Here is a 15,042-nt window from a genome sequence, read left to right as displayed (position 1 = left end):
TCATTTGACAGCCATTCAGGAAAAAACAGCCTTTGAACATTTGTTTTTATCAAATTATGAATCAAGTTTGAAAAATTATGAAACCCAAATGACCCATGCAATGAACTCCGTTAAAAGGATAATGATGTCACAAAATCCCTACAGCGGGATGACTCCTTTTGATGTGAAGAAAGAAATAAATCAACACTTTCCTGTCTTTCATCCTAAAATGAATCAAAATCAGCAAGCAGTATTTGAAAAACTTACGGATACCATCACTTCAAATACCATTCATGTCAGCCATCCGTTAACTGCTGCTCATCTTCACTGCCCGCCAATGATTCCGGGGTTAGCGGCTGAAGCCGTTATTTCCGGATTAAATCAATCGATGGATTCATGGGATCAAAGCGGTGCAGCTACAATGGTTGAGCAGTATGTATTAAATGGACTGTGCGGGATGTTCCAGCTGCCGGACGGAGACGGTGTGATGACAAGCGGCGGAACGCAGTCCAATTTAATGGGCCTCCTGCTTGCAAGGGAACGCGCTGCCTTAAAGTTTTGGGGATGGAATATTAAAAAGCAGGGTCTTCCGAAAGAACAGCATCGTCTGAAAATTCTATGCTCAGAAGCCGCTCATTTTTCTGTCCAGCAGGCAGCCTCGATATTAGGCTTAGGCGAAGATTCTGTTGTATTAGTTAAAGCGGATGAAAAGTACCGCATGTGTATGGACGACTTGGCTGCATGCCTGTTCAATCTGAAAGAAAATGGGGAATTGCCTTTTGCGCTGATCGGCACTGCAGGTACAACAGACTTTGGCAGCATCGATCCGCTGGAGGAAATGAGCAGCCTGGCTAAAGATCATGACCTGTGGTTCCATGCAGATGCTGCTTATGGAGGCGGGCTTGTCTTAACAGATACCCATAAGCATAAACTCGCAGGTTTAGAGAAAGCAGATTCCATTACAGTAGATTTTCATAAAATGTTTTATCAGCCAATCAGCTGCGGAGCTTTTCTGATAAAAAACCGGGAGTCATTTTCGTTTATCAGGCATCATGCTGATTATTTGAATCCAATTGAAGACGAGGAAGATGACATCCCAAATTTAGTCTTCAAATCCATTCAGACAACCAGACGCTTTGATGCACTGAAGCCGTTTCTTTCTTTTCAATTAGTCGGAAAAGAAGAATGGGCAGAAATGATTGATCACACTTTGCTTGTAGCACAGAAAACGTATGAGCTCCTGAAAAAAGAGCGTGAGTTCAGCGTCTATCATCAGCCCGAACTGAGCACGGTTGTTTTCAGATACATCGGGGCAGGCTTTCTCACGCATGAGAAGCTCAATCAGCTAAACTATCAAATTCGGGAAATTCTACTGAAAAATGGAGAAGTGATCATGGCCCGGACAAAGGTGGACGGCGATGCCTGCCTGAAATTTACCTTTTTGAATCCATTAACAAAAATGGCTGATGTTAAAAAAATCATAAGAAGAATGAAAGAAATTGGCGAAGATGAAACAAGGAGGCTGCAGTATGAACAAACTTGAAGCAATGGCTCTTGCTGAAAAAGCAACTCTTCAAAGCTATTTAAATTGCTTTCTGCGGGAGACAAACAGCGGGAATCTAAGTGCAGATGCACCTGAAGAATTAAGAAAGAAGCACAGTGGCAAATGGATTCATGTTATTTTACAACATCAAAATTCCAGTCTTTATATTCCGGCAGGCTATCTATCTGAGACAGGACGTCACTTGTTAGACTACCCAGTGTACTGTGAAAGTGAGGAAATCGATTACATAACATGCATTGAAAAAACGCTGAAAGAACTGGGTGCAAATGCTTCATCAGCTGAAAAAAATGAAGAATTGCTTTTGCGTGTCAAACAAAGCTGCGAATCAATGGCTCAATTTCTTGAAAAGCGTTCAGATGATGAGGATGAACTTTATCAAACCTCATTTGATTTTATTGCAGCAGAGCAGTCCCTTTTATTTGGGCACTTGCTTCATCCGACACCAAAAAGCAGACAAGGAATGACAGAATCAGATATTAAGGTGTATTCACCTGAATTAAAAGGAGCATTTCCGCTGCATTATTTTAGAGCTCATGCTGCGTCCATTTATTCAAAGTCAACAATGCCACAGTCGGCAATTGAACTTATAAAGCAGCTTGTCAAGGATGACCCGGAGATCAGTGATGAGTTTAAAGAGAAGTACTCAGGAAAGGATGAATACGCACTTCTTCCAATCCATCCGTGGCAGGCAGAGTATTTGCTGAAAGACTCAGCTGTTCAAGAATTCATTCAAGAAGGCATGCTTGAAAATCTAGGTCAGCATGGACAGGCTTTTTATGCAACTTCATCCTTGCGAACGGTCTATCATCCAGATGTTACCTTTATGTTGAAGTTTTCACTTAACATCAAAATAACAAATTCTGTCCGGGTGAACCTATTAAAAGAGCTTGAACGCGGAGTTGAAGTGAAAGAATTGATGGACACACAGCTTGGGAGTGAGTTATCTGAACAATTTCCTGGTTTTAAAATCATTCACGATCCTGCATTTATTACATTAAAGCTGCACGATCAGAAGGAGTCTGGTTTTGAAGTCATTCTGAGGGAAAATCCTTTTTATAAAAGGAGTGCGGAACAAGCAACTGCTCTAGTTGCCCTTTGTCAGGACGGAATGCTGCCACAATCGTCAAGACTTGCAAGCATCGTTCGTGACCTTTCAAAAAAGGAAAATCGGTCAACAGAAGAAATAAGCTCAGACTGGCTGAAACGCTATTTGGCTATTTCATTAAAGCCGATTCTGTGGCTTTATTTTGTAAAGGGCATTGCGCTTGAAGCCCATCAGCAAAACAGTGTCGTTCAGCTGGAAAATGGATATCCATCGCGATTTTTTTATAGAGACAATCAGGGATTTTACTTTTGCGAATCCAAAAAGAATGAATTAAATTCGTATCTTCCGGGAATTGGTTTGAAAAGTGAAACGGTTTGTTCAGATGCGGTTGCAGATGAACGGCTGCGCTATTATTTCTTTTTCAATCATTTATTCGGACTTGTGAATGCCTTTGGAACGTCAAACCTGGCAGATGAGAAAAATCTTCTTCACCTGATTCGGGAGGAATTGGAAGAGCAGTCCATTCCGGCAGCTCATCCATCTCTTTTGCTGAAAACGCTGCTGGAAGACGAGACTTTGCCCTGCAAAGCGAATCTATTAACGAGATTTCATGATTTAGATGAACTGGTTGGACCGCTTGAAACACAGTCTGTTTATGTCCAAGTGAACAACCCTTTATGTACAAAGAAGGAGGCCTTTACATGAATCAGCTGGAGACGGGTTTATCCATATCATTTCGAAAAGCCGACTTTGAAAAGGATGCTGCCATGCTTCATAAATGGCACCATGAACCGCATGTTATTCCTTATTGGAATCAAGATTATCCATTCAGCCAATATACGAAGCATCTGAAAAAACTTTTGGCGGATGATCATCAAACGCTGTGGATCGGGCATCTGAACGGTGCGGCAATGAGCTATTGGGAAACGTACTGGGCGGATGATGACATCATTGGAGATTATTATGAAGCAGAGCCTTATGATCAGGGTGTTCATTTGCTGATTGGTGATCCTTTTTACCTTGGCAAAGGTTTATCTCTGCCAATGCTCTGTGAAATCATGAAGCAGATGTTTACGGACAAGCGGACACAGAGGATAGTCGCTGAGCCTGACAGCCGAAATATGAAAATGATCCATGTTTTCAAAAAATGCGGATTCCTTCCGCAGAAGGAAATTCAGCTGCCTGATAAAAAAGCTCTCTTCATGATTTGTGAAAGAGAAGATTTCGAATGGGGGATAAAGAATGGTTTATGACGTTATAGGAGTAGGGCTTGGACCATTTAATCTTGGAATGGCAGCATTGCTTGAGGATGTAAAAGATGTAGAAGCGCTCTTTTTTGATCAAAAGCCCCAGTTTAATTGGCACGAAGGACTTTTAATGGAAGGGACAACCTTGCAGGTGCCATTTTTGGCAGACGCGGTTTCAATGGTCAATCCAATAAGCAAATACAGCTTTCTGAATTATCTTCATCAACAAAAAAGACTTTACCATTTCTACTTCCTTGAATCGTTCCATATTCCGCGCAGAGAGTATAATCACTATCTGCAATGGGTGGCTGAAGAACTTGAAAGCTGCCGATTCGGTAAACGGGTTGCGGATGTTTTGCTTCATGCTGAAGGTTATGAAGTTCTTGTAGAAGATGTTCGCACTGGGGAAATGGAACACTTTACTGCCCGGCATGTGGTCCTTGGCATGGGAAGTGCTCCAAATATTCCAGAATGGTCAGCGAAAGGAAAATCTGAAAGTCTTTTTCACTCTGCTCAATTTTTGCATAAGAAAAAAGAAAGTTTAAATGCTGATGCTGTCACCGTCATTGGTTCTGGTCAAAGTGCGGCCGAGATTTTTCTTGAGCTGCTGAAGGAACAAAATGAACAAGGCTATCAACTAAATTGGCTCACACGAACGGACGGATTTTTCCCGATGGAGTATTCAAAGCTTGGGCTTGAGCATTTTTCGCCTGACTATACGGAATACTTTTACAGGCTTCCACAGGCATTAAAGGATACGATCGTGCCAAAACAGGACTCCTTATATAAAGGAATAAGTGCTGATACAATTGCTGAAATCTATGATCTTTTATATGAAAGAACGATTGCGGGACAAAAGCCGGATGTTCAGCTTCTGGCCAAAACGGCAGTTATTGATATAGAGATTATTTGTTCAGACTTAAACCTGCAATGCCATCAATGGGAGCAGGGAGAAGCATTTAACCTGCATTCGGATATCGTCATCGCAGCAACCGGCTATAAGACAGTTTGGCCAAGCGCTTTTGCAAACTTATCAAATCTTATGAAATGGGACAGCAATAATCGTCCTGTTATTTCAAAAGACTATGAAATAGAGCTGCAGGAAAAAAGGGAAAACAAAATCTTTATTCAAAACGGAGAAATGCATACTCATGGGGTAGGAGCACCGGATCTTGGGCTAGGCGCTTACCGGAATGCAAAGATCATCAATCAGCTTGCTTGCAGAAAAGTGTTTGACCTTCCCGAAAAAAATGTCTTTCAGCATTTTGGTGCAGGCCATCTTGTCCGCAGCAAACAAACAGTTTAGGAGAGTGAGTGAGATGAGGGTTGAACAAAAGTGGAATGCAGATCATTGGAAGAAAGCGAGCAGACGGCTGCTTGCTAAAATGATATCTGAGTTTTTATACGAAGAAATGATTCAGGCGGAAAAAAAGGATGGCAAACATATTCTGAGCTTTGACAGCGGAATATCCTACCGCTTTCTTGCTGAAGAAAGGCTGATGGACAGTTATTGGGTTGATGAGCATTCTATTGAAACAAATAAACATGGCTCATGGACAGTAACTGTGAACCCCATTGAGTTTTTATTGGAACTGCAAAAAGAAATTAAAATAAAACCTTTCACCGCTGCTTATTTAATAGAAGAATATAAACGCACGTTACTTGCTGATACCCATATAATCGCCAATCAGCAACACAGGTCAACAACAGACTTAACGGATCTGGACTATGCAGAGCTTGAAGGGGAGATGACAGGTCATCCCTGGATTACCTACAACAAAGGGCGAATTGGATTCTCCTATTCGGACTATTTGCAATATGCCCCAGAACAAAAGCAGCAGACAACGCTTGACTGGATTGCGGTCTCAAAGGAGTGGGGGACATTCCACCATGCAACCAAAGAAGCAGAGTATGAACGTTTAATAGAAAGTGAGATCGGGGAATCAGCAATAAGAGAATTTAATGAGAAACTACTAAATAAAGGATTGCAGCCTCAAAACTTTTTCTTTATGCCAGTCCACGAGTGGCAATGGAATCACGTCATTGTTCCGCTGTTTTCTGAAGAACTTTTTGAGCAGCGCATCATCTGCCTTGGCAGAGGAGAAGATCAATACCTGCCTCAGCAGTCTATCCGGACATTTGTCAATATGGATCATAAGAAGAAGCATCATGTAAAGCTGCCAATGAGTATTCTGAATACACTTGTCTATAGGGGACTGCCGTCTGAGCGTGTTGTGCTTGCGCCGGAAATAACAGCTCATATTCAAGGAATCCGGGATAATGATTCGTTTTTGAAAGATACATGCCGGGTCATTCTTCCTGGAGAAGTGGCGAGCATGAATTACCATCATCCTGATTACGTTAAACTAGAAGGAGCACCGTATCAATTTATGGAGATGCTTGGAGTCATTTGGCGCGAAAGCATATACTCATTCTTAGACGAAGGCGAACAGGCTATTACACTTGCCGCTCTTTTATATGAAGGGGAAGACGGGAAATCGTATACCCTGGAATTGATAGAAAAGTCCGGGCTCAGCGTAGAAGAATGGACGGAGCAGCTGTTTGATGTCCTCTTGCCGCCGCTGCTTCATTATCTTTATCAATACGGAACCGTATTTTCCCCCCATGGACAAAATACGGTTGTCATTTTAAAAGACTGCAAACCTCACAGACTGGCTGTTAAGGATTTTGTAGATGATGTAAATATCAGCGATCAGCCGCTTCCTGAGCTGAATGCCATTTCGGCTGAGCTTAAAAATGTGCTGAGAAGTGAAGCGCCTGAGGGATTGTGTCAATTTATTTTCACTGGATTATTTGTCTGCCATTTCAGGTATTTAGCCGATATCCTTCACAGAAAAGCAGCCTTTCATGAAACGGTATTTTGGAATAAGCTAAGGGAATCGATTCTCTCCTATCAAGCTCAATTTCCGGAGCTGAAAGAACGCTTTGAACTCTTTGACCTCTTGCGGCCAACGTTTAAAAAGCTTTGTCTCAACCGCAATCGGATGATTGAGTATGGGTATGGAGACGGAGATGACCGGCCGCATGCTTCAGAGTTTGGAGAAGTGAGAAACCCGTTAGCAATAGAAGAACGCGTTACTGTATAGGAGTGGCCATATCGGCCTCTTCTTTTTTTTGTGCATAATCCTTATAAACCTGCACACAATACTTACATATCATTATAAAAACTTGAATATTGATTGGATATCAATTATAATCACTTATAACAGCTTAAATTCTATGTTATTGTAGAAACATTTCTGAAAGTTAGGTGGGCATTTTGTACCAAGAAGAACGCTTAATCTCCATTCTTGACTATTTAAAAGAAAACAAGCGAATCACCGCTGATCAAATATGTTCAATTTATGATGTATCCAAAGATACTGCCAGGCGTGATCTCGTAAAGCTTGAAGAACAGAAATTGATTATCAGAACAAGAGGCGGCGCCATCTTGCCAAGCTCGCACACCGAAATCAAAGACTACCAAAACCGCCTGCAAATGGTGTCTTATGAAAAAGAATTAATCGGCAGAAAAGCTGCCAGTCTGATCCGGGAAGGAGACAGAATCATTTTAGACGCCTCCACTACTGTTCAGGCTTGTGCAGAATTTATAGATGTCAAAAATGCAGCGATTATTACGAATTCCATTAATCAGGCTGATATTTTATCAACAAAACCAGGCATTCATATTCATCTTCTCGGAGGAGAGCTTCAGAAGGAGCACCGTTTTTTATATGGATCCCAAGTGGTGGAAAAACTCTCAAAATATCAGGTTGATAAAGTATTTATCGGGGTTGTTGGCATATCTGAGAGAGGGCTGTCCATCGCTCATGAAGAAGATGGAATGGTTAAACGGAAAATGATCAGCCAGGCAAATCAAGTTATTGCACTTGCTGATCATTCAAAGCTCGGTGTTACTGATTTTTTCCTTTTTGCAGAACTTCACGAAATCGATTTGCTTATAACAGATAAAGAACCGGATAAAGGATTCAGAGACTTGCTTGATAAACATAATGTGGAATTGCTTGTGGCCGAGGCAAAGGAGGAAATGGAATGACCAAATTAATCGCAATAGATCTTGATGGAACGTTATTAAACAGTGACAATAAAATCAGCGCAGAAAATTTGAAAGCAATAAAAGCTGCTCAAAAAGAGGGCATAGAAGTGGTTGTCGCTACTGGCAGAGCACATTTTGATGTAGTAGAAATTTTTAAGGATACATGTGTAAAAACATGGATTATTGCTGCCAATGGAGCTACGATTCATAATCCAGAGGGGGTATTGTTTCATTCACAGCCTATGGATTATGAAACAGCAGCTGCAGTGCTTCAATTTTTGGAACAGAATCATTACTACTATGAGGTGTTCGGCCGCGATGCCATCTATACGCCTGAAAGCGGAAGAGAGCTATTAAATATCGAAATTGACCGGGTCGAAAGTGCAAATCCGGATGCGGACCGCGCTCAGCTTCTGCAGGCTGCTGCAAAACAATACAGCCAGACAGGCTTTAGGTTCGTTGAATCGTATAAGGACATTCTAAATCAAACTGGGGAGATCTATAATATTCTCGCTTTTTCTTTTCACCAGGAAAAGCTTGATGCAGGCTGGGAGAAATTTAAAGAAACAGAAAATATCACTTTGGTTACATCTGCCGCACACAACTTTGAAATTGAGCATGAGCTTGCATCTAAAGGGATTGCTCTTCAGAAACTGTCTGCCCATCTTGGGTTTGAATTGATAGACATTGCAGCCATCGGCGACAGCATGAATGACAAATCAATGCTTGAAATAGCGGGAAAAAGCATTGCAATGGGGAATGCCCGCCCAGAAATTAAAGCCATCTGCAAGGATATTACTCTTACAAATGATCAAGACGGGGTAGAGCTTGCGATAAAACGGATGATGGATGCGAAGCAGCAAGTGTGACAAAAGGCCGGTCTCAAATATGAGACCGGCCTTTTCTATGCCATGAAATGATCATTATTTATATAATAAACAAGATGATCTGCCCATTCTTTATTTTCATAAAGAAACCCTTTGCACAGGCACTCAAACTCCATCCCCAAACTCTCGGCCAGCTTTACAGATGGGTGGTTATCAAGATTGATGTGCGCCTCAAGACGGTGATAGTTCAATTGATCAAATGCAAGTCTGATAGCCGTTTTAACAGCTTCCTTGCCATAACCCATTCTCCAGAATTGATTATGAATTGTATATCCCATGCGGGCCCATTGAAAATCATCACGGAGCAAAGTTGAGAAATCGACATATCCGACATGCATTCCATCTGCTAACCTGAATACACCGAAAACATATGCTTTATCTTCATTGATGAGCTGTTGATGAAGTAAAAGAACTTTCCCTATGCAGGAAGTCGGTTCGGCAGACTACCGCTCATTTTTCAAATAGATTGGCAGAAAAATTGTAAATGAAGTGCCGGCACCAGGCTGGCTTGTCACATATATATGTCCGTTCATAGCTTTAATAATACTGAAAGATACCATCATCCCAAGACCGGTTCCGTTTGATTTAGTAGAGAAATAGGGCTCCCCAAGCCTAAGCACCTGATCTTCTGTCATTCCTTTACCATAGTCAGATATCACGATTTTGATGTAAGAGTCTTCTTTTAAAGTTGATACTTCTATTAAACCGCCTGCAGAATAAGACTCTATACCATTTTTGAGAATATTAATCAGTGATTGCTTAAGTTTTAAAGGATCTCCAAGAACTAAAATGTCATCAGAACTGAAGTTTTCATTAAACTGCACATTTTCCATTTGTGCAAGAGGCGTCATGACGTTGATGCAGTTCCTAAGCTCAGTATGGATCTCAATCGGATCATTATTTTCAGCTTCAGGTCTTGCGAATGTCAGATAATCTTTGATAATGTTAGTCGCTCGATCCAACTCATTTAATGAAATTTCTATGTATTCTTCCTTTTTTTCCTGACTGATATCTTCTTCTCGAAGCAGCTGCAGGAACCCCTTTGTCGTCGTCAGAGGATTTCGGACTTCATGAGATATGCTTGCTGCTAAGTGACTGACTACTTCAAGTTTTTCTGCTTTAATCACCCTTTTCAGCAAATTAAAGTTTTGGACAATCGTTTCAAAAAGAATCGTTCCTATGAAAGCTGCAAATATATGGAGGATAAAAAGTTCAATATAAGATTCCAGATGAAAAAAAGAACCATAAATCATTTCAATATGCAGGATTGAAAAAAGCAGAGATGCCAGCACGATGGCTACAACAAGAATTAATTTCTTTCTGAGTCTGCTTTTTAAATAATAGGATGAAAGCATCGGCACGAAAAGAACAAGAATGCCAGCCATCACAATAGTCGGATAGGTGCCGAATCCTCCAAGAAGCAGGCGGGTAACAGCGGTAACAGCAAATAAAAAGAATCCAAGCGGATATCCTCCGTACAAAAGTCCCATTACATAAGGTATCCGTCTGAAGTCAAAGAAAAAATCGTCCTCAATCATAAACGGATAAAGCATGCTTAAGATAATCGCAAGTGCAGGCAATAAAGCAAAAAGCCATTTATTCATTTTTTTATTCGTTTCTTTTCTCATATATAACAGCTGTATAATCAACAGCGGGGAAAATACGAGTAAAAAATTCAGTAATACATCCTTCATTCCCATGTAGTTCTCACCTTATCCGCAAAAGTTTTAAAAAATTTCTCTATTAAAATATATATCAAATTTACTAGAGAATGTTAGAATATTCTAAAAGACTTTAAATTTTTTGTCAGGAGAAATGTAATGGAGCAAACAGCACATGCAAATTAAGTTAATCGCTAAAATAGAATACGATCTGGCAGCAGAATTTTTGCGGACTGATATGGAATTGAATGCCTTAATTATAGAAGACTTGACACAAGAACATATGATGGTTTATGGAGGTTATTTGAATACGCATTTAAACGCCATTTTAATGATCTATCCTGAAAAAATTTATTACTACAGCCCCGTTATCAATCTCCCATTAGCAGAATTTGCATTAATCATACGGGAAACCGGCATCAGGAAAATTGTCGGGAAAAAAGAATTGATCGAAGAGTTTAAATGTCACTTTCAAATGGATCTTGAGAGTGATTCGTTCATGCTCAGATATGAAGGAAACACAGATTTTCAGGCAAGCCAGGATGTTAAAATGATTACTAGTCTTGAAGAATGCCGAAAACTATACGATTTGTTCATGGATGTCGATGAATATAAAATGATTGGCCCAAATGAAGACTTCTTTGCAAATGATCACTATCAAAACATAGAATCAGGCAAGTTGAAAGTATTCTACAAAGCAGTAGGAGGAACAATGGTTTCAACGGCCGGCGTGTTTATTGAAAGCTGCCATACTGCCATTATAGCCGGTGTAGCTACACCACCGGTTCATCGGAGGAAAGGATATGCTTCTGAAGTGATTCGTGCCATTTGCAAGGAGATTGCAAATGAAGAAAAGGCCATTTATTTGTTTTATAATAATCCAGAATCAGGAAATCTTTATAAACAGCTTGGATTTTATGAGGCAGCAAAATGGAAAGTCCTTGGAATTTCAGAAGACTCTTAATATTATGCTTGCACGATAGCGAAGCTTCAGCTATGCTTAGAAACAATTGTTAATGAATTTTAAAAATTTAATATTTTTACAAGCGATAGGTGCTAATTACAAGAGTACATTTCTGTATTAGCTTAATAGGGAAGCTCGGTGAAAATCCGACACGGTCGCGCCACTGTAATGGGGAGAATTCAATAAAAGCCCACTGTTTTTCTAATGAAAAATGGGAAGGGAATAGAATACAATGAACCTGAGTCAGTAGACCTGCCTATCGTATGCACTTCATGCCTACGCGGAATAGGGAGGGTGATGCGATATGTAGAAACCTGTCTTGTGTCTCAACTCAAGTTAGCTTTGTCCATCAAACTCTCTTCTTGCAAGAGAGTTTTTTTCATGCACCGAAGGTTGAGAAACGATGGAGCAGCAATGAGCATTAAAAATTAAAACTTAGGTTATCCGAGAATCGAATAAAAAAGAGAGTGGAAAAAGACGTTAGAATCATTCTGGAAAGGCGATTTAACAGAGCAGCAATTTAAACAGAAGATGAAAGAGATCAGTCTGTCTCATTTGCAGAAGCAGATGGATAAAGGAATTGATCTAATTCCTATTGGTGACTTCACCTATTATGATCATATACTGGATACAGCTGTTATGTTTGGTCTTCTTCCGGAGAGGTTCCGGAATCAGGATGCAAATTCCCTTCAGACATACTTTAATATGGCAAGAGGCAGCAGTTGAGCAAGTGGCGGCTGAAATGACAAAATGGTTTAACACGAATTATCATTATATTGTACCGGAACTGGGTCAGGCAGAGCCAAGCCTGACCGAAAACCGGCTTTTGCATCTTTACCTTTAAGCAAAAGAAGAGCTCGGCATTTACGGTAAGCCTGTTATTGTCGGTCCGCTTACCTTAGTTACTTTATCAAAAGGCGAAAATAAAGACCAAGTACTTCAGAAATTGATTCCTTTATACGTTCAGGTGCTTCAGGAGCTTGCAGATGCCGGCGCTGGGTGGATACTGATTCTGCAGAGAAAAAGCAAGAGAGGCTGCAAATGTATAAGTCTCTCCAGTTTAATCAAAAAACAAGCCTGTTCCTAAAAAGGAACAGGCTTGTTAGGCATCTTAGCGGACACCTTTCATGTAACTTTGAATTTTAGGAGAAAGAAGAAGCATCAGAACTCCTAAAAGTACCGCTATACCGCCAATGATACCAAAATAGAGAATTTCAGTTTCGGGTTTGTAGAATTTTACAATTTGAGCGTTAATGGCTTGAGCAGATGCACTTGTCAGGAACCATAGACTCATAGTCTGTGCTGAGAATGCAGCTGGAGCAAGCTTTGTCGTTGTAGATAAACCAACAGGTGACAGACAAAGCTCTCCGAGTACAACCAGGAAGAAGCTAAGTATTAGCCAAATCGGGTTAGCAAGTGAATCTGTTCCGTTCACGTAAGCAGGAATAATCATAATCAAAAATGATAAACCTGCAAAAAACAAACCGAACGCAAATTTTTTCGATGTAGATGGCTGACGATTGCCGAGTTTAATCCAGAGCCATGCAAACACCGGCGCCAAGAAGACAACGAATAATGGATTTAACGATTGAAACAATGATGATGGGATTTCAAAATCGCCAAATTTTAATTGAGTTCGAGTATCAGCGTATGCTCCAAGTATCGTAGCTCCTTGTTCCTGTATCGCCCAGAAAACCATTGCTGCGATGAACAGTGGAATATAAGCAAGAAGGCGAGAGCGTTCAACATCTGTTGACTTAGGACTGCGGTACATCACAATGAAGTAAACCGTAGGAATTAAAATACCCAAAATACTGATTAAGAAAGTAAATCTTTCTATCGTCAGATAGCCGGTTGAAATAGAAATAGCTCCTAAAATTCCGATAACAGCTATACCAATAGCCAATCTTCCGAAAACACTTTTTCTTTCAGAAGGAGTAAGCGGGTTTGGAACTGCATTTCCAGCCAATCCAAGATTTTTCTTTTTTGTCAGCAAGAAGACGATTAATCCTATGGCCATACCGATTGCAGCAAGTCCAAAACCTAAGTGGAAATTGTATTTTTGACCTACAGTACCAACAATAATTGGGGCTAGCAGACCGCCTAAGTTGATTCCCATGTAGAAAATGCTGAATCCCGAATCGCGGCGATTATCATCTTTGCTGTATAGATCACCCACAATATTCGAAATATTCGGCTTAAGCAACCCGGTACCGATTACAATGAAGAACATCGACACGAAAAATGCTGCAATGCTTCCAGGGAAAGCAAGAATAATATGACCAAGCATAATAAGAACTCCGCCATAAAAAACAGTTCGTGTATTTCCAAGCAATCTGTCGGATATCCAGCCTCCGATGATTCCGGACATATAAACGAGGGAACCATAGATGGACATAATGGAAAGAGCAGTAGTCTGATCAAGACCAAGTCCGCCATCTTTCATGGAATAATACATATAGTACAGAAGAATAGCTCTCATCCCATAATAAGAAAAACGCTCCCAAAATTCTGTGAAGAATAGCGTGAACAATCCTTTAGGATGACCGAAAAAACCTTTTTGCGGTACACTTTGTACAATTTTGTCTTTGTCAATCGATGACATGATACAAGAAGCCTCCTTTTTACCATGATTAATAATACTACTATTAAAATTGAATTGTCAAAAAAAAACGGTAAAAATGTCATATAAATTATTTTTTTAGTATAATTTTACAATAATGACATGAAAAAACAGGGCTTGCCTTCAGCCTTGTTTTTTCAGCCTATTGCTTTAAGTTCTATAATTAAGGAAACAACATACTTTGGGTCTGTGAGTTTCGCATGATCAGAACCGGCATCAGAACATCAATTGCGTTACTCAGTCTTCAATCAACAATTGGTGACATAAATCTACTTTACAAACCATCGGTCTGTTTTTAAAATGTAGAAAGGAGGCGTCGAATCATGAAGCAATTTGAAAGAAGAGTGCGTTCAGAGAAGGCATTGCTTGAAGCTGCATCTGCATTGATTAAAGAAGTGGGCTGCGCCAAAACCACCCTTTCAGAAATCATGGAGAGGACAGGCCTGTCAAAGGGAGCCATCTATCATTATATTAAAAGCAAAGATGAGCTATTCGCTAAAGTGCTTGAAGCGAGGATTCATGAAACAAATGAAAAATTCTTTGAAAAAATGGGGAAGAGAAAAGAGGATATGACGGACCCTATCGATGTTTTATCGGAGAGTTTCGAAGCAATTAATCATCCAAAAGATGTAGTGAATCAAATCCTGTTATACTTTATCGGCAGGAATGAACAAAAAAATGCAAAGGAAGCTCTCCGTGAATTTGATCAATGGATGTTTGAGTTTTCAAAGCTCTGGATTGTATCCGGTCAAAAAAATGGAGTGATCAGCGCGGAGATTGATGCAAATCAGACTGCTGAACTGTTTGTCCTGATGTCTTCAGGGTTTAGAATGAGAAGCGTCCACAGCGGATCAGATTATGAGTTTCAAACCTGTCAGTTTACAGCTATGATGAAGAATTTGTTCAGGAAAGACCCTGTTCTTTTGAAATAGTCTTTATATTGAAATTATTTTACGCTGTTGGATTTTAAGGAATGGTTCGTCCATCTAATCTTATAGAATCAAAAAAAAGAGAA

11 protein-coding genes, 2 pseudogenes and 1 riboswitch are annotated in these 15,042 nt (G+C 40.2%); of the genes and pseudogenes, 10 read left to right on the top strand and 3 right to left on the bottom strand.

Going from position 1 to position 15,042, the window contains the following annotated elements; genetic code table 11:
- The first annotated feature begins 4 nt into the window (after positions 1-4).
- From LIT25_13565 to LIT25_13535, 7 genes are all read left to right on the top strand, one after another.
- Entirely contained in the window at positions 5-1,522 is a 1,518-nt protein-coding gene (locus LIT25_13565; GenBank protein ID USK31703.1) for an aspartate aminotransferase family protein, read from the top strand.
- Positions 1,509-3,293: an IucA/IucC family siderophore biosynthesis protein gene (locus LIT25_13560; protein USK31702.1), complete on the top strand. Its 1,785-nt coding sequence runs from the start codon at positions 1,509-1,511 to the stop codon at positions 3,291-3,293. Before LIT25_13565 ends, LIT25_13560 begins: the two co-directional genes overlap by 14 nt.
- A complete protein-coding gene (locus LIT25_13555) occupies positions 3,290-3,841 on the top strand; it encodes an acetyltransferase (protein ID USK31701.1) in 552 nt (183 codons plus the stop codon). Before LIT25_13560 ends, LIT25_13555 begins: the two co-directional genes overlap by 4 nt.
- The gene (locus tag LIT25_13550; GenBank protein ID USK31700.1) at positions 3,831-5,141 is read left to right on the top strand and encodes a lysine N(6)-hydroxylase/L-ornithine N(5)-oxygenase family protein; all 1,311 of its coding nucleotides are present in this window, start codon (positions 3,831-3,833) and stop codon (positions 5,139-5,141) included. Before LIT25_13555 ends, LIT25_13550 begins: the two co-directional genes overlap by 11 nt.
- Before the next feature lie 13 nt (positions 5,142-5,154).
- Positions 5,155-6,942: an IucA/IucC family siderophore biosynthesis protein gene (locus LIT25_13545; protein ID USK31699.1), complete on the top strand. Its 1,788-nt coding sequence runs from the start codon at positions 5,155-5,157 to the stop codon at positions 6,940-6,942.
- 173 nt (positions 6,943-7,115) lie between these two features.
- Positions 7,116-7,892, top strand: a complete 777-nt coding sequence (locus LIT25_13540; protein ID USK31698.1) for a DeoR/GlpR family DNA-binding transcription regulator — start codon at positions 7,116-7,118, stop codon at positions 7,890-7,892.
- Positions 7,889-8,761: a Cof-type HAD-IIB family hydrolase gene (locus LIT25_13535; protein ID USK31697.1), complete on the top strand. Its 873-nt coding sequence runs from the start codon at positions 7,889-7,891 to the stop codon at positions 8,759-8,761. Before LIT25_13540 ends, LIT25_13535 begins: the two co-directional genes overlap by 4 nt.
- 35 nt (positions 8,762-8,796) lie before the next feature.
- Here the strand turns inward: LIT25_13535 and LIT25_13530 are convergent.
- Both LIT25_13530 and LIT25_13525 read right to left on the bottom strand, forming a co-directional pair.
- Positions 8,797-9,192, bottom strand: a pseudogene (locus LIT25_13530) (GNAT family N-acetyltransferase).
- Between the two features lie 30 nt (positions 9,193-9,222).
- Positions 9,223-10,479 (bottom strand): two-component sensor histidine kinase, encoded by a 1,257-nt coding sequence (locus LIT25_13525; protein ID USK31696.1) that lies wholly within the window; start codon positions 10,477-10,479, stop codon positions 9,223-9,225.
- A 136-nt stretch (positions 10,480-10,615) separates the two neighbouring features.
- Between LIT25_13525 and LIT25_13520 the strand changes: the two genes are divergently transcribed.
- Together LIT25_13520 and LIT25_13515 are read left to right on the top strand one after the other, a co-directional pair.
- Positions 10,616-11,404 carry a GNAT family N-acetyltransferase gene (locus LIT25_13520; protein USK31695.1) on the top strand — a complete coding sequence of 263 codons (789 nt, stop codon included), beginning with the start codon at positions 10,616-10,618 and terminating at the stop codon, positions 11,402-11,404.
- A gap of 70 nt (positions 11,405-11,474) precedes the next feature.
- Positions 11,475-11,679, top strand: a riboswitch (cobalamin riboswitch).
- A 175-nt stretch (positions 11,680-11,854) separates the two neighbouring features.
- Positions 11,855-12,401 (top strand): annotated as a pseudogene (locus LIT25_13515) (5-methyltetrahydropteroyltriglutamate--homocysteine S-methyltransferase).
- Between the two features lie 114 nt (positions 12,402-12,515).
- Here LIT25_13515 and LIT25_13510 read toward each other — a convergent pair.
- A complete protein-coding gene (locus LIT25_13510) occupies positions 12,516-14,009 on the bottom strand; it encodes a peptide MFS transporter (GenBank protein ID USK31694.1) in 1,494 nt (497 codons plus the stop codon).
- 341 nt (positions 14,010-14,350) lie between these two features.
- Here LIT25_13510 and LIT25_13505 point away from each other — a divergent pair, with 341 nt between their 5' ends.
- Entirely contained in the window at positions 14,351-14,959 is a 609-nt protein-coding gene (locus LIT25_13505) for a TetR/AcrR family transcriptional regulator (protein USK31693.1), read from the top strand.
- Positions 14,960-15,042: the final 83 nt, after the last annotated feature.

The organism is Bacillus sp. F19 (assembly GCA_023823795.1).
In the GTDB taxonomy this organism is placed as follows: domain Bacteria; phylum Bacillota; class Bacilli; order Bacillales; family Bacillaceae; genus Bacillus_P.
Note: the sequence above shows the minus strand (reverse complement) of the source record. Positions and strands in the feature narration are given on the sequence as shown.